Source organism: Hyphobacterium sp., from assembly GCF_965217055.1.
In the GTDB taxonomy this organism is placed as follows: Bacteria; Pseudomonadota; Alphaproteobacteria; order Caulobacterales; family Maricaulaceae; genus Hyphobacterium.
On record NZ_OZ244227.1, the window covers coordinates 2,321,544 to 2,337,549 of the forward strand.

Annotated in this window: 15 protein-coding genes; 11 read left to right on the forward strand and 4 right to left on the reverse strand. The window is 61.9% G+C overall.

The features are described from left to right. Window positions 1-55: 55 nt before the first annotated feature. The 9 genes from ACOOFN_RS11560 (at window position 56) to ACOOFN_RS11600 (ending at window position 10,126) form a co-directional block, all read left to right on the forward strand. On the forward strand, window positions 56-1,279 hold the full coding sequence (locus ACOOFN_RS11560; protein WP_420431623.1) for an alpha/beta fold hydrolase: 1,224 nt from the start codon (window positions 56-58) through the stop codon (window positions 1,277-1,279). Window positions 1,280-1,394: 115 nt separating this feature from the next. Continuing rightward, the gene (locus ACOOFN_RS11565; protein ID WP_420431625.1) at window positions 1,395-2,891 is read left to right on the forward strand and encodes a Do family serine endopeptidase; all 1,497 of its coding nucleotides are present in this window, start codon (window positions 1,395-1,397) and stop codon (window positions 2,889-2,891) included. Between the two features lie 26 nt (window positions 2,892-2,917). Further along, on the forward strand, window positions 2,918-3,589 hold the full coding sequence (locus tag ACOOFN_RS11570) for a winged helix-turn-helix domain-containing protein (protein ID WP_420431627.1): 672 nt from the start codon (window positions 2,918-2,920) through the stop codon (window positions 3,587-3,589). Between the two features lie 18 nt (window positions 3,590-3,607). Next, on the forward strand, window positions 3,608-5,029 hold the full coding sequence (locus tag ACOOFN_RS11575) for an ATP-binding protein (RefSeq protein WP_420431629.1): 1,422 nt from the start codon (window positions 3,608-3,610) through the stop codon (window positions 5,027-5,029). Window positions 5,030-5,059: 30 nt separating this feature from the next. Beyond that, on the forward strand, window positions 5,060-7,987 hold the full coding sequence (locus ACOOFN_RS11580) for a bifunctional [glutamine synthetase] adenylyltransferase/[glutamine synthetase]-adenylyl-L-tyrosine phosphorylase (RefSeq protein WP_420431631.1): 2,928 nt from the start codon (window positions 5,060-5,062) through the stop codon (window positions 7,985-7,987). Window position 7,988: 1 nt separating this feature from the next. Further along, entirely contained in the window at window positions 7,989-8,507 is a 519-nt protein-coding gene (locus tag ACOOFN_RS11585; protein WP_420431633.1) for a hypothetical protein, read from the forward strand. A 76-nt stretch (window positions 8,508-8,583) separates the two neighbouring features. Then, the gene (locus ACOOFN_RS11590) at window positions 8,584-9,183 is read left to right on the forward strand and encodes an RNA polymerase sigma factor (RefSeq protein ID WP_420431635.1); all 600 of its coding nucleotides are present in this window, start codon (window positions 8,584-8,586) and stop codon (window positions 9,181-9,183) included. After that, window positions 9,183-9,596, forward strand: a complete 414-nt coding sequence (locus ACOOFN_RS11595) for a hypothetical protein (protein WP_420431636.1) — start codon at window positions 9,183-9,185, stop codon at window positions 9,594-9,596. The genes ACOOFN_RS11590 and ACOOFN_RS11595 overlap by 1 nt, the downstream gene beginning before the upstream one ends. Further along, on the forward strand, window positions 9,593-10,126 hold the full coding sequence (locus ACOOFN_RS11600; protein WP_420431638.1) for a periplasmic heavy metal sensor: 534 nt from the start codon (window positions 9,593-9,595) through the stop codon (window positions 10,124-10,126). Before ACOOFN_RS11595 ends, ACOOFN_RS11600 begins: the two co-directional genes overlap by 4 nt. Here ACOOFN_RS11600 and ACOOFN_RS11605 read toward each other — a convergent pair whose 3' ends face one another. The 3 genes from ACOOFN_RS11605 to ACOOFN_RS11615 all read right to left on the reverse strand — a co-directional run bounded on the left by ACOOFN_RS11605 (window position 10,127) and on the right by ACOOFN_RS11615 (window position 13,870). Further along, a complete protein-coding gene (locus ACOOFN_RS11605) occupies window positions 10,127-12,586 on the reverse strand; it encodes a PAS domain-containing sensor histidine kinase (protein WP_420431640.1) in 2,460 nt (819 codons plus the stop codon). A gap of 170 nt (window positions 12,587-12,756) precedes the next feature. Continuing rightward, window positions 12,757-13,266 (reverse strand): response regulator, encoded by a 510-nt coding sequence (locus ACOOFN_RS11610; protein ID WP_420431642.1) that lies wholly within the window; start codon window positions 13,264-13,266, stop codon window positions 12,757-12,759. Window positions 13,267-13,321: 55 nt separating this feature from the next. Beyond that, window positions 13,322-13,870, reverse strand: coding sequence for a hypothetical protein (locus tag ACOOFN_RS11615; RefSeq protein ID WP_420431644.1), 549 nt, complete (start codon window positions 13,868-13,870; stop codon window positions 13,322-13,324). 107 nt (window positions 13,871-13,977) lie between these two features. On the opposite strand from ACOOFN_RS11615, the gene dusA reads away from it, so the two are divergent. After that, on the forward strand, window positions 13,978-14,973 hold the full coding sequence (dusA, locus tag ACOOFN_RS11620; protein WP_420431646.1) for a tRNA dihydrouridine(20/20a) synthase DusA: 996 nt from the start codon (window positions 13,978-13,980) through the stop codon (window positions 14,971-14,973). Further along, window positions 14,970-15,788, forward strand: a complete 819-nt coding sequence (locus ACOOFN_RS11625) for a sulfite exporter TauE/SafE family protein (protein ID WP_420431648.1) — start codon at window positions 14,970-14,972, stop codon at window positions 15,786-15,788. Before dusA ends, ACOOFN_RS11625 begins: the two co-directional genes overlap by 4 nt. On the opposite strand, the gene ACOOFN_RS11630 is transcribed toward ACOOFN_RS11625, so the two are convergent. After that, complete coding sequence (locus ACOOFN_RS11630) at window positions 15,757-15,966, reverse strand: DUF1289 domain-containing protein (RefSeq protein WP_420431650.1); 210 nt, start codon at window positions 15,964-15,966, stop codon at window positions 15,757-15,759. The two genes, ACOOFN_RS11625 and ACOOFN_RS11630, sit on opposite strands and share 32 nt — an antisense overlap. Window positions 15,967-16,006: the final 40 nt, after the last annotated feature.

Genomic DNA, 16,006 nt, shown 5'->3' on the forward strand with positions numbered 1-16,006 from the left:
GACTTGCGGTCGCGCCGTGATGCGATCACATGCCGCACAGACCGAGGAGGCCCGCATGCCAAGTTCGAAAAAAGTCGAGTTCGCAGGTGCCCAGGGCGATACGCTAGCGGCGAAACTGGAACTTCCCAGTGGCAAACCGCGTGCGTACGCGCTGTTCGCCCACTGTTTTTCCTGTTCCAAGGACATACATGCCGCATCAAGGATCGCGCGGCGGCTGGCCCGTCACGGGATTGCCGTGTTGCGGTTCGATTTCACGGGCCTCGGACAGTCCGAGGGCGATTTCGCGAACACCAATTTCTCGTCCAATGTCGATGATCTTGTGAACGCGGCCGCGCATCTCGCGGACGAATACGAAGCGCCATCGCTGCTGATTGGTCACAGCCTCGGCGGTGCCGCTGTCATCGCGGCGGCGAGCCGCATCGATTCGACGAAGGCGCTGGTCACGATCGGCGCTCCCGCTGATGCCGACCACGTGGCACTGCAGTTCGAGGATTCAGTTGCCGAGATCGAGGCCAGGGGCGAAGCGACGGTTTCGCTCGCGGGCCGGCCGTTCAAGATCAAGAAGCAATTCCTGGACGACATCAGTGGCCGCTCGCTCGAGGATGCCGCAGCCGATCTGAAAAAACCGTTCCTGATTTGCCATGCGCCGCTGGACGAGACCGTGGGGATCGACAATGCGACCCGGCTTTTTGTCGCCGCCAAGCATCCGAAGAGCTTCATCAGCCTGGACGATGCCGACCATCTGCTGACGCGAGAGGCTGATTCCGCGTTCGTGGCCGATATCGTATCGGCATGGGCCGCCCGCTATGCGGCTCCCGACCCGCTGCCGGCTCCGCCAAAACCGGTGAAGGATGGGGTCGTAGCCCAGGAAACGCGGCTTGGAAAATTCCAGAACTGGGTGGTCAACCAGGACTTCGCGACCCTGGCCGATGAGCCGGCAAGCGTGGGCGGCGACGATTCAGGAATGACTCCCTACGGTCATGTCGCCGCCGGGCTGGCGACGTGCACATCGATGACAATCCGCATGTATGCCGATCACAAGAAACTGAAACTTGACCGCGTCACGGTGGCAGTGCGCCACAACAAGAGCCATGTCGAGGATTGTGAGAGTTGCGAGGCCGGCAAGCCGGTCAAGATTGATGTCTTCGAAAAGGATATCCGGCTGGAAGGCGATTTATCCGCCGATGAACGCGCCAAGCTGCTGGAAATCGCGGGCCGCTGCCCGGTGCACCGGACACTGCACGAAGAGGTCAAGATACGGTCGCGGCTTGTCGAATAGACGTGACAAGCTACCATTCGTAATGCTTTCGTAAGAATGTGGCCATCGTCAAGATACCCACTCCACCCCACATTCCACATCAATGTGTGACACGCTGAAAGAGGACTGATCACCAATGAATTCAAGTGTTCGCTGGGTTTCCGCCACCATCATGGCCGCCGCATCTCTGGCGTTAGCCAGCCCGGCCGCCATCGCGCAGGAAGAAGCCGCGCCCCGATATGCGGGCGCCGTGCCCAACGGTGTTCCCTGGTCGCTCGCGGACCTCATCGAGGAAGTCAGCCCGGCCGTTGTCTCCATCAATGCGCGCATTGTAGCGCCTGCACCGGATGCCAATGCCAACCCGCAATTTGACGGCATGCCGCCGCAATTCCGGGAGTGGTTCGAGCGCCAATTCCCCAATCAGCCGCAGCCTTTCGCGACGCCTCGTGAGGGCCGTTCTCTGGGATCCGGCTTCTTCATTTCCGCTGAAGGCCACGTGGTGACCAATAATCACGTCGTTGAGAACGCCCGGGAAGTGACAGTGACGCTGGCTAATGGCGAGGAGCTTCCGGCGGAGATCATCGGCACCGATCCGCTGACCGATATTGCCCTGCTGCAGGTCGATACCGATGACGCCGACTTCGAATTCGTCACGCTTGATCGTGATCCGGACATGCGGGTCGGCGACTTCGTCATCGCGGTCGGCAATCCGTTCGGGCTTGGCGGTACCGCGACCTTCGGCATGGTCTCGGCCACCGGCCGCGAGCTGCCGACCAATGTCTACAACAATTTCCTGCAGATCGACGCGCCGATCAATCGTGGCAATTCGGGAGGGCCGACCTTCAGCCTCGATGGCGAAGTCATCGGCGTGAACTCGCAGATTTTCTCGCCCTCCGGCGGAAATGTCGGCATCGGTTTCGCGATTCCATCGAATGTTGCTGCGAATATCGTTGACCAGCTGCTCGAAAACGGCCGCGTGACCCGCGGTTGGCTGGGCGTGCAAATCCAGAATGTGAACGAGGACATTGCCGAGAGCCTCGGGCTTGATGCGCCGCGCGGGGCGATCGTGTCCTCGATTGTCGCCGGCGGTCCTGCCGAGCGCGCGGGATTCCGCCGTGGCGATGTCATTACCGAAGTCAATGGAGACCCGGTCTCCACGTCGGCTGAGCTGACGCGTCGCGTCGGCAATTTCGGTGCCGGCGAAGACGTCCGCTTCACGGTGATCCGCGACGATGACGATATCGTGCTGCGCGCACGGCTTGGCGATCGTCCGGGTGAAGACGATCTCAATGACATGCGCGCCGTGGACGAGCCTGAACAGGCGGAAGCCCGCTTCTTCGGCATGGAAATCCGTCCGGTCGACCAGGCCATGCAGGAGCGCTTCGGGCTGACCAGCGGTGTCGTCAGCGACGGTCTCATCGTTGTCGATCTCGATGCCGGCGGTGAAGCCGCTCAAAAGGGTTTGCGCCCGGGCGATGTGATCCGCGAGGCCGGCGGCAACACGATGGAATCCGTCGAGGACTTCATGGAAGCGATCGAAACCGCGCGGAGTGATGGCCGCAGCGCCATTCTGCTGCTCGTGCAGGGTGCCGCAGGACAGCGCTACGTGGCGCTGCAACTGGAACGCGCCTAGGCGCATCAACTTGGAAAGGCGGGGATATGCGCATTCTCATCATTGAAGACGATCGCGAGGCCGCGAACTATATCCGCAAGGGATTGAAGGAATCCGGCCATGTGGTCGATCATGCGACGGATGGCGAAGAAGGCCTCGAGATGGGCCGCACCGCGGAGTACGACATCCTTGTCGTTGACCGCATGCTGCCCAAGCTCGACGGGCTCTCCGTAATCGAGACGCTACGCGATGAGGGCATTTCCTCGCCTGTGCTCATCCTGTCGGCTCTCGGCGAAGTCGACCACCGGGTCGAAGGCCTGAAAGCCGGCGGCGATGACTATCTGGTCAAGCCATATGCGTTTGCAGAATTGCTGGCGCGACTGGAAGCGCTGGCCCGGCGCAGGGATCCCGAAACGGTCCGCACTAAGCTGGTGGTCGGTGATCTCGAAATGGATCTGCTGGCCCGGAAAGTTCTGCGTGGTGGCGAAGAAATACTGTTACAACCCCGGGAATTCAGGCTGTTGGAGTTCCTGATGAAGCATTCTGGCCAGGTTGTGACCCGCACAATGCTGCTCGAGAAAGTCTGGGACTATCATTTCGACCCCCAGACCAATGTCATCGACGTGCATATCTCGCGCTTGCGGTCGAAGATCGACAAGCCGTTCGACGATGCACTTCTTCACACTGTGCGCGGGGCGGGTTACCGGCTCCAGGCCTAGCCCGGAGCGCGCGGGGGGATGTCGCGGCAACTGCCGTCCTTTGTCAGAACAACCGCCTTCCGGCTGACGCTGCTTTCAGCGGCGCTGTTCGCGCTGTCCAGCTTCCTGATCCTGGCTTTTGTCTACGCGGCGTCCGCCGGGGCCGCATTGCGGCGGACCGATGCCGTCATCAATGACGAGCTTGCGGCCGTCGAACGGCGCTATGACGAGTCTGGAATACAGGGCGTCAATCGCTACATATTGCAGCGCACCGTCGGCGGAAGTGACGTCCTCTATCTGCTCATCAACCCCAATGGCCGCCTGTTATCCGGCAATCTCAACGGCATGCCGGAAGCCCCGGTCAGCGATGAGGGGTGGCTCGATTTCGTCTATGGCCGTTCGCCGGTCGATGGCGAAGACTCCGCGCGAGACAGCCGGCGGGCGAGGGCAAGAGCTGTGCCGATCGGTGACGGTTACACGGTTTTCGTGGGCATCGATATCGAGAACGAGAACCGGCTCATCGGCCGCATGTTGCGCGCGATCCTTGCCGCGTCGGCGCTGGTCATCGCGCTCGGGATCATCTCCGGCGTGGTGGTGAGCCGCCGGTTCTCGCGCCGGCTCGATGCCGTCAACATGGTCGCTCGCACGGTGATGCGTGGCGACCTGACGCGGCGCGCGCCCCGCGATGGTTCCGGTGACGAACTCGACGAATTGTCCGCCAATTTCAATTCCATGCTCGACCGGCTCGAAGAGCTGATGCACCGCATGCGGAATGTCGGTGACTCCATCGCCCACGATCTGCGCTCTCCGCTGACGCGGATGCGCAATCGCATGGAAGATGCCTTGCGCGCAGAGGGCGATCGGCCAAGTCGCCAGGCCGCGCTGGAGCAGGCGTTGAACGATTCGGATGAATTGCTTGGCGTTTTCAATGCCATATTGAGTATTTCCCGGATCGAGGCCGGCGAACGTCGCGACAGTTTCGAAATTTTCGATCCCGGCCCGTTGGTGACCGACATGGGCGAGCTCTATGAGCCTGTATGTGAGGATTCCGGGCATGATTTCGGGATCCAGGCCGAGTCAGGGCTAGTGATCCGCGGAGATCCCAACCTCGTGTCACAAGCAATGGCGAACATGCTGGACAATGCTGTGAAATACACGCCGTCCGGCGGCGCGATTCAGCTAAGGCTGCGACAGTGCAGTGACGGGCGTCCGGAAATCTCGGTGACCGACACCGGTCCGGGTATCGCCGAGGCAGATCGCCTGCGAGTGACTCAACGCTTCGTTCGCCTCGAGGAATCGCGCAATCAGCCAGGCTCCGGGTTGGGCCTGAGTCTGGTCAAGGCTATTGCCGACATCCATCGCGCCGAACTGGTGCTGGATGACGGGCCGGGCAGCCATGACGGCCAGGGGGCCGGCCTAAGGATCGCGCTGATCTTCCCCATTGCCGAAAAGACCGCTTGAAATCAGCGGCGAAGCGGTGACGCTTTGGCCATGGCCACGCTATTCGCCCGGCGCCGCACTGACATTCCCCCGTTTGAAACGGGGTCACCGGCTGTTGAGTACCCGGACGGATTGTCTGGCGACGACCGGGCATTCCTTGATCGCGCCCTTGTTGCGGCACCCTATCTGGCGCGGTTGGCAAAATCGCGATCCGATCTTCTGGACGCTCTAAGTTCCCGGCCGCTCGAGCAGGTATTCAAGGAACAATGCGACGCTGTCATCGCCGCAGGCTGTCATGCAGCCGACGAAGCGGAACTCGCGCGGATACTGCGTCGGCTGAAAGGCGATGCCCACCTCACTCTTGCCCTGGCTGAGCTGTCGGGCGCGTTCGATGTCATGCAGGCCGCCGATGCGCTGTCGCGGTTTGCCGACAATTGCGTGCGGGCGGCGTTGCACGGCCTGGTTCGCCTGGGTGAAGCCGAAGGCAAGTTCGCGGCATGCGCAAGTCCCGACGACCCGATTGCCGGACTCTTTGTCCTCGCATTGGGCAAGCTGGGCGCCGGAGAACTCAATTTCTCGAGCGATATCGACCTTGTCGTATTCTACGATCCGGAACTGTTGCAGGGACCAGTCGCGGATGAGCCTGGCAAGCGTCTGCCAAGATTGATCAAGGCGCTTTCGCGCATGCTCAACGAAGTCACGCCGGACGGTTATGTGTTCCGGGTCGATCTCCGATTGCGGCCCGACCCTTCCGCCACGCCGCCTGTGCTGTCGATCACGGCGGCGATGAATTACTACGAGTCTCTCGGGCAGAACTGGGAAAGGGCTGCGTATATCAAGGCGCGTTACTGCGCGGGGGATGCGACTGCGGCGGCGGACTTCCTGGCCGCGATGCGGCCTTTCGTGTGGCGCCGAACGCTCGATTATGCCGCAGTCGAAGACATCCATTCGCTGGCGCGGCAAATCCAGGCCATTGGCGACCGGGCGCGGATCCGGGCTGCCGGGCACGACCTCAAGCTCGGTCGTGGCGGCATTCGCGAGATCGAGTTCTATGCGCAGATTCCGCAGCTGGTCATGGGTGGCCGGATGCGGGATTTGCGGATCCGGTCGCCATACCTCGCTCTTGCGTCACTGGCCGCTGCCGGCGTGATCGAACAGGAAGCGGCCAACGAGCTCGCGACGGATTATACATTCCTGCGCAAGATCGAACATCGTATTCAGATGCTCGCGGACGAGCAGACCCAGATCCTGCCGGAGGACGAGACCCGCCGTCTGGCGGTCGCCCGGTTGTCCGGCTTTGCTGATGTCACGGAACTCGATGCCGAAGTGAGCGCGGTCCTGCAGCGGGTTCATAGCCAGTTCTCGCGCCAGTTTGCCACCGAGACGAGCCTGGCCGATGAATGTGGCAGCCTCGTCTTTACCGGCGTCGAGCCGACACAGGAAACATTGCAGACGCTGGCTTCGCTCGGCTTTCAGTTTCCGGATGCCGCGTGGGCACGCATGAATTCGTGGCTGGCCGGGAAAGCGCGTGCGCTTCGTACAACGCGGGCGCGTCAGGTCCTTACACGCATTGCGCCGCAATTGCTGCGCGCGATGTCGGAAACCGGTGAGCCGGATTCCGCCTTCACGCGCTTTGCAGCGTTCATTGAAGGCTTGCCAATGGGGGTCCAGCCGCTCTCGATGCTGGAGAACGAACCTGCACTGGCGCGCGAACTGGTCACGATAATCGGACTGGCTCCGCAGCTGGCGACAACCCTCGCACAGCGGCCGGCGGTGATCGACGTCATGCTGGAGGCACGCTTCTCGCGACCTCTGAAGGAGGATGCCGCAAGCGATGTCGCCGAACGAATGCAGTTCCAGATGTCGGAAGCCGTGGATGCTGAAGATGCCATGAATCGCGGGCGCCGGCTTGTGCGCGAGGAGCGGTTCCGGATCAGTTCGCAACTGCTTGTCGGCCGCGCCAATGCCGAAGCTGCGGGCGCTGCGTTTGCGCGCCTGGCAGACATTGCGATTGATGCCATGGCAAAGGTGGCACTGGACCAACTCGCCGAACGCTTCGGACCGCCGCCCGGGCATTTTGCAATCCTTGGGCTTGGCAAGCTCGGCAGCCGTGAGCTCGCGGCAGATTCAGACCTTGATCTGATGATCATCTACGACCCTGCCGATGCGACTGCCGACGAAGCCCCGCGGTTTTTCACGCGTTTCGCCCAGCGGTTCGTCAGCGCCCTGTCTTCGCCGACCGAAGAGGGCAGCATGTACGAGGCTGACATGCAGCTGCGGCCATCTGGAAAGGCCGGGCCGGTGGCGGTACGCCTGTCGAGTTTCGAGGACTATTATCGCGACAGCGCCTGGACCTGGGAAAGAATGGCACTGACCCGGGCGCGAATCATCGCCGGTGAAGGCGGGCTCGGCGAGCGGATCAATGCCCACATCGCCACCGCGCTGGCGCAGCCCGCCGCGGCAGGGCAAATCGTGGGCGATGTGCTGGACATGCGGCGCCGGCTGGAGCGGGAAAGGCCGGCCAAGGGTGGCTGGGATTTGAAGCGCCGGCCAGGCGGTATCCTGGACATCGAATTCATAGCTCAGGCCAGCCAGCTATTGCTGGCGCAATCCGGCCGATTCAGCGCGCAACTCAATACCGCAGATCAAATCGATGCGGCTTGCGCAGCCGGCCTGCTGTCGGCCGAAGAGAAAGCATTGCTTGGCGAGGCCGTTTCACTATGGCTGGACCTTTCGCAGATCATTCGCACCGCGCACGGCGTGGGATTCGATCCGGGGTCCGCGTCGCGCGGTTTCGCCACGCGTCTGTCGCAGCTTGCCGGGCAGCCCTCGCTCGCGGCGCTCTCGAGGCAAATCGAGTCGATTGCTGACGCCGTCCGAAGCCTTTTCGAAACCTGTCTCGGGCCATTGCAGGCGGAGACGACGGATTTGCGGCCGCGGTTCGTTGAATGGGATGCGAGATCAAACACTGGAGACTGAAATGAAATCCTCCCTCATCCTTGCCGGCCTTGCCGGCAGTCTGGTAATTGCCGCGGCAGCCGATGCACAGCACCGTGGACATCAGGGTCGCGGCGGACATGGTCCGGGCCATGGCCTGATGATGTTGCGAGCGGCCGATGCCAATGCCGACAACAATATCACGCGCGCCGAAGTCGACGCGTTGCAGGCCGAGATGTTCGAATGGATGGACCGTAATGGCGACGGCTATCTGTCATCTGACGATCGCTCCCCCATGCATCAGCGCCTGGCTGCCATCCATGAAGCCGAAGGCGGTGAAGCCCGTGAACGCCGGCGTGGACGCCGCGGTCAGCGCCATGAAGAGCGCGATGCCGACGGCGATGGCCGCGTTTCGCGCGCGGAATTCCTGGGCGGTGACAATCGCGCATTCGAGCGGCTCGACGCGAATGATGACGACGTCATCACGCCTGACGAGCTGGACGCTGCGGTGGAGAATGCCCGGGAACGTCGCGAGGGGCGCCGTTTCTGGTGGCGAGACTAGAGTTCGCCGATTAGGGTCGGGGGTGAAAGGGTGACGATCGGGCATGCCTTCGAGTTCGCATTCTGGCCCCGGATCTGTGAAGTCCTCGGTTGAGGCCGATGCGGCGCTGATGCGCCGCATCGCAACCGGCGACAGGGACGCGGCCCGCCAGTTGATGGACCGCGCGCTGCCGCTGATGCTGGCGATCGGCCGGCGTATGCTGCGCGATCCGGTCGAAGCCGAAGACGTTGCGCAGGACGCCTTCATCCGCGCCTGGAAGGCGGCCGACCGCTGGCAGGCCGGCGAGGCGCGGCTGGAAAGCTGGATGGGCCGGATCGCGACCAATCTCTGTCTCGATCGACTGCGCAAGAAGCGGGAATTGGCAATGGATACGCCACCGGATACCGATGATGGCAGCGTGGGCGCCGATGACGGACTGATTGCTTCGCAGGCGCGGGATAACGTGATCGGTGCGATTTCGGCGCTGCCGGAACGGCAGAGGGTCGCACTCGAACTGTGCCATTTCCAGGGCTTTTCGAATATCGAGGCAGCAGCAAAACTGGAAATCAGCGTGGAAGCGCTGGAATCATTGCTCGCGCGGGGGCGGCGGAAGCTGAAGTCCGTTCTCGCGCCGCAGCGGGATGAACTCGTATCGAGCCTTGCCCTGGAATCCGGCAGGGCATCGGAGGTGTTGTGATGGACATGAAGCGGTTTGCAGAACTCGCGGAAGCGTATGGCGGCGATATCAACCGCTGGCCGGCGGCAGAACGTCCGGCGGCGCAGACGCTTGCCGATGGCAATCCTGACGCTGCGGAGGTGCTGGCTGATGCGCGCAGGCTGGATGCAATCCTGGCGGACGCGGACCAGGTCGAGCCGAGCGATCTGCTGGTGCGGCGAATATTGAAGGCCGCTCCGGCCGGGCCATTCGATGCCGATTGGCGGCGTCCCGCAGTGGCGGCCGCTGCGGCGCTGGTCATCGGTGTGGTTGGCGGTTTTGCCGGTGGTCTGGTGCTGCCAGAGAGCGAAGACCCGATCTACGAAACAGAATATGCGGATGCCTTCGACGGGCTGTTGGAAGACTGGGCGGCATGGGAATGGAGTGACGCATGAACCGTGCACTTCCCTGGATCATTGCCCTGCTGATTTCACTCACGGCCAACGGCGTGATGACGGGCATTGTATTGCACCGTGTGGCGGGCAGTCCGCACGTGTCCGACGTCGTGCGGCATGAGCATCGACACCCGCCACGCGATCCTTCCGACGCGGCAAGGACGGGCGGATTCAATGTCCGCGCCTTCCTGCGCAGCTTGCCGGAAGAGCAGCAGCAGATTGCGCGGCAACGCTTTGCTTCCGAACGTGTTGGCTTTCGCGAGTTGATGCTTGCGGCGCAGAACGCGCAGCAGGACGCCGAAGCCGCCTTGCGCGCCGACCCCTACGATCCGCAGGCCGCGGCTGAGGCACTCGGCGAATTGCGGGCGCGCCGTTTTGAAATCGAGGCGGCAATGGAAGCAATCGTACTGGAACTTGTAGCCGATTTGCCGCCGGAAGAGCGGATGAATGCGCTCGCGGCCGGGCGCCGCCGGCCAGGAGGCTTTGGTCGCCGCGGCGATAGACGCCCATCGCCCCGCGACCGGTTCTGATCAGGCCGCGTCGCTCGCGACCGTACGGTTTTCAGGTTCGAGGTCTTCTGCCAATACACCCTCATCTCCGCCATTGAAGGGAATGGTCAGCGTGACCGTTGTGCCTTTGCCGAGTTCGCTTTCGATCGACATCTCGCCACCGTGCATTTCGATCAGCGACTTCGACAATGCGAGCCCCAGCCCAGTGCCCTGATGGCTCTTAGAATGCTGGCTTTCGATCTGTTCGAAGGGGCGCCCCAGACGTGGCAGATCTTCCTTCGGGATCCCGATGCCGGTATCGGCCACCTGCAGCGCCAGTTTCCCGTCGATGGCGAAGCTGCGAATGCTCACCCGCCCTTCTTCCGGTGTGAATTTCACGGCGTTGGACAGGAGGTTGAGAATGACCTGTTTCAACGCCCGCGGGTCGGCATTGAGATCGGCCAGGCTATCGTCGAGTTCCGAAACCAGCCGAATGGATTTTTCCTCGGCCCGTGCCTTCACCAAGCGCAGGCTCTGCTCGACGATATCCACCAGGCTGACCGGTTCCTTCTGAAGCTTCATCTTGCCGGCCTCGATCTTGGACATGTCCAGAATGTCGTTGATCAGCGACAGCAGATGTTGTCCGGACGTGTGGATATCCTTGACGTAGTCGATGTAGCGATTGTCGCCGAGCGGTCCGAACATTTCGCGCAACATGATTTCCGAGAAACCGTTGACGGCATTGAGCGGTGTGCGCAATTCGTGGCTCATATTGGTGAGGAACTCGCTCTTCGACCTGTTCGCTTCCTCGGCACGGATCTTTTCCTTTTCGTACTTGTTGGCGAGCTCGGCGATCCGTTGCTGGTTGCGACGCACGTCCTCGACGGTGTTGCGCAAACGTTGTTCCGACTCCTTGAGTGCCTTTTCCTGGTTCTTGAGATCGGTGATGTCGGCACCGACGCTGACCAGACCGCCGTCGCTGGTCCCTCGTTCCGAGTAATGCAACCAGCGCCCGTCCTTGAGTTCCATTTCGAATGCATCGCCCGAGCCGGCACCGTCTTGAACATCGCGGATCGCGCGAGCAGCACCGGATTCCACTTCGGCATAGGTCATGCCGGGCTTCAGCGCGGTTTCGGTGAAATCGAAGAAGTCGCGAAATTTGCGGTTCCACATGACAAGGCAACGGCGGCGATCCCAGAGCACGAAGGATTCCGACATGGATTCAAGGGCGGCCCGCAAGCGGTTCTCCGCGGCGGCGACGCGCGCCTGTGCGCCCTTGCGTTCGGTGACGTCAATCGCCACGCCGACGAGGCGATCGGTCAAACCGTCCTGAATATCGCCCCAGGGACGCCCGCGCAGATGAAGCCAGACCGGCACGCCGCTGGCCTGAACTTCGATATCGATATCGCCGGCGCGGAAAGAGCCGCGGACCGCGGCGGAAATCCGTTCGCGATCACGATGCGAAAACAGCGAAAGGAATTCCGCGCCCGACAACATCTCGGCGTCATCCCGGCCCAGTATTCGCGCGAAGGAATCCGTCAGGTAGACCGTATCTTTCTTGCGATCCCAGTCCCACACGCCGCAGCGTGCGCCTTCGATGGCCAGCCGAAATCGCTTTTCGCTGTCACCGAGCGCCAAACGTGCCGATTTCAGACTGCTCATCTGCGTGGACAAGGCCGCGGAGAGGCCGATGGCGAAAATCACCGGGGCAATAAACAGCAAACCGTAGAGAATGCGGGTCCGCATCCATGCGCCCTGGTTGATGTTGGGGGTGCCGACCACAACGACATTCAAGCCGTCGAACGGTGTCGGAGCCGCCGCGATTACCATTTCCTGTTCGCCAACCCGGACCCCCGTCAGGGCTTCGCCGGATTCAGCGAGATTGCCGACTGTCTGCGCAGGTAATCCAAAGCGGGTCGTGAGGGATTCCGAAAACAGACCACCGGTGCGCGGCGGCTGCATGGCCAGAGGGCGCGCGTCGCCGTCGACGAGGATGGCGACATATTCGGTGCTGAACGACGGGAGCAGGGCGTCAGGCGCAAGCTGAATGAGCACAGCCCCAACTTCGCCTGATTGCGTTTCGATCGGCACGGCCAGGGCGATCCGGGGTGGCTCGGACTGCGAGCTTGGCCAGGTTGCCAGGCCGTTTGGCGAGCTCAGAGCGGTATTTGCCAATTGCTGGACAGGTTCCGGTATTTCCGCCCCGGGCGCGAGATATTCAATAGCAATGACGGCTGGGAGCGCGCGTATGGGGCGAAGCCGTTGATCCAGCATCGCCGAAAGCTCTTCGGCCGGAATTGCCCCGATATCCGAGATCGCGACATTCACAGCTGTGACAGCCTCCTGAATCGCGCTGGTGGCGACTTCAGACAGGTATACTGCCTCGCGCGAATGCGTCGTCTGGGCTTCCAGCCGGCTTGAAACGCTTTCCTGATAAAGCTTGAAACCGATGACACCGCCAAACATTGCGGTGAACAGGATAACCGCGAGGACAATCCACACGACGCCACGCGCATCACTGGCCGTGTTTTTCTTCCGGAGTTCGGCGTCCCTGCTCGACTCCCGCCTTTTAGGGCCGGGCGCACGTTTTGAGGGATCGGACGGCGAACGAATCATTCCGTCCAGATTAGAGAGGTAAGGCCTGCTGTGTCGACCTGAATTGATGAGACGCGCTAGGCCACGTTCGGCTGGGCCTGATCGTCGGAACGGCGTTCCGGACCCTTGTATTTGTCGGGATCATGCCGACGGCGGTCCGGTCCGAAGAATACGCTGGTGCGAACGAAGGGCCGCGCCCGATCGATGACAGCGCCGATCTTGCGAAACAGGTCTGCAGCGGTGATGGGCTTGGCGCAAAACTCTGTCGCGCCCTGATCACGCGCTTCGAGGACCCGCGATCTCTCGCTGTAGGCCGACAGCATGATGATGGGGATATACGGGTTGTCCATGCGTTGTTCGTCACGCATGTACTTGATCAGGTCGAGGCCGTTCATGCCTTCCATGTGATAATCGAGAATAGCGATATCGATGGGTTCATGTCGCAGGATTTCAAGCGCGTCGGGCCCGTTGACCGCATCGAAAATCTTGTCGACACCAAAGCCGTTGAGGATCGTGCGCACGATCTTCAACATGTGGACGTTGTCATCGACCACAAGGAAGGAGAGCTTGCTCAGATCTGCAGGCATCTGACACCCTGAGTTAACAAGTCTTCTTAGTTAGTTCGAAAGCGTTAGGGCTGGGTTAAGCGGCCTGCGACGCTGCGGCGGGTGCGTCAGACGGTTTCGATCTGATTTTCTTGACGGCGGATTTGGCGAACATGACCATTTTCCGAATGTCTTCGGGAAGATCGTCGGGCCGATCCGCCTGCTGTGCCAGCGTTTCCGCAAGTTTCAGAAGCGATGGTGCTGCGGCGATCAACCGTGCCTGGAATTCGACATTTTGCGGGTCGCGGTCGTATTCCGCGCCGGGGACGCGCCATCCACCCCAATCCTGCTGGTCCGTCACAACGACCGGGAAGGTTCCGGGGAACGGGTGATGCGCACATTCGTCAGGCGATTGCCATTTATTGCGAGCCCGCATCAATCGCCAGTTTCCGACATCGACATCGTCCTTCTGTTCTTCGGACAATTCGTCGGCCGTAAAATCGCGACCCAGACCGCAATCATACGAAATCCGGACCGGTTCCTCGACGCCCTTAACCCAGTGCGGCTTCACCTGCTCGATCAGGGCCCACGTGCCGACCGGACGCACGAACACGCGCTGATGCTTGTGAAAGTCAGCCTTCGCCATGAGGCAGTCTCCCTTTTGATGCCGGATCATAGTCAGCAGGGCTTAGAGACGGGTTAAACCGATCTCCCGGTTTGTTGTTACAGTCGTGAGACGCTATGTGAGCCGCCATGACAGCCGAACTGCTCCCCGATCGCCGCTTCAGCGTGGCTCCGATGATGGACTGGACCGACCGGCATTGCCGGGCCTTCCATCGCGTTCTGACGCGCCGCGCATTGCTCTACACAGAGATGGCCACGAGCGCCGCCGTGACGCATGGCGATGTCGACCGACTGATCGGTTTCGACATGGCGGAGCAACCGGTTGCCCTGCAGCTCGGCGGGTCGGATCCGGATGAGCTTGCAACTGCAGCAAGGATCGGTGCGGAGCTGGGGTATTGCGAGGTGAATCTCAATGCGGGGTGTCCCTCTGACCGCGTGCAATCGGGCCGTTTTGGCGCTTGCCTGATGCGGGAACCCGAATTGGTGGCCGATTGCCTGCAGGCGATGCAGGAGGCGGTCGATGTGCCGGTCACACTGAAATGCCGGATCGGCGTTGATGACCAGGATCCGGCTACGGCACTTCCGAAATTGCTGGAGGCGGTACGAGCCTGCGGCATCCGAACCGTGATCGTTCACGCCCGCAAAGCGTGGCTGAAGGGGCTCAGCCCCAAGGAAAACCGGACCGTGCCACCGCTCAATTATCCACTAGTCCAGCAGATGAAGGCCGATTTCCCGGATCTCGAACTGATCCTCAACGGGGGAATTGAAACCCTGGCTGACGGTCTCGCGGCGCAACAGGAACTCGATGGCATCATGGTCGGCCGGGCGGCCTATCACACGCCGTGGATGCTGGCAGCTGTCGACAGTGCCGTATTCGGCGCCGCCGATCCGGTGTCAACACCACACGACGCTGTGGCGGCCTATCGTCCCTATATCGCTGCACAATTGGCACGCGGTGTCAGGTTGCACTCCATCACGCGTCACATGCTCGGCCTGTTTCACGGGCAGCGCGGTGCCCGCCAATGGCGGCGGACCCTGTCCGAGCTGGCCGTGAAAGACGGGGCCGGACTCGATGTGCTTGATGCGGCCCTGGCCGCGACCGGTTCAGAGCTGGTCAACGCATGACACCGGATCTCATCGGGCTCGCCGCCGCGCTCGTCGCGACCGGCCTTTTCGCCGGCCTGATCGCGGGCCTGTTCGGGATTGGCGGCGGCGTGGTGATGGTGCCGGCCTTCTATTTCGTGCTGGGTGCGCTCGGATACGATGATGCCATCCGCATGCACATGGCGGTGGGGACGTCCCTGGCGGTGATTGTTGCCACCTCCTTGCGATCGGTCGCGGCGCATACCCGGCACGGCGCAGTCGATTTCGCGATCCTGCGCACATGGACACCGTGGATCGTCGTCGGCGCGCTGATCGGCGGCTTTGTCGCTGACCTCATTCCCGGGCGCGGCCTCACCGGTCTGTTCGGTGCTGTCGCGCTCCTCTTGTCGCTGCAATTCTTCTTTGGACGGCCGGACTGGCGTCTGGCGGAGGAAATGCCCGGAGGCATCGCGCGGGCCGGGTTGGGGTCGCTGATCGGCCTGCTTTCGGCGCTTCTGGGCATTGGCGGAGGCGTGTTCGGCGTGACGCTCATGACGCTGAGCGGCAAACCTATCCGCCATGCCGTCGCGACGGCGGCCGGTTTCGGCGTCGCGATCGGTTTGCCAGGGGCACTCGGCTTCATCATCTGGGGATGGGACGAGCCGGGTCGTACACCGACCGCGCTGGGCTATGTCGACCTTCTCGGCTTCTTCATTCTCGCGACGTCCGCGTTTTTCGTGGCCCCGCTGGGGGCGAAGCTGGCCCACACAATGCCGGAACGCCTATTGCGCCGCCTGTTCGCCCTCGGACTGGTTCTGACCGCATTCAGCCTGCTGCGGGAGGCGTTGGTCGTCTAGCCTTGCCGTTCTTGTAGACCTTTTCGCGTTCGGGAAGAGATTCTCCGATCGCTGCGCGCTCTTCATCGGTATAGCACGTCCACTGGCTCAGCTCCTCGAGAGAGCGAAAGCAGCCGACACAGAGGCCCGCCTCCGGATCAACGAAGCAGACTTTGACGCAAGGGCTCCATATGCTCATCCATTCTGTCTAATGTGCTTACCCGTGCGTGCAAGCATTG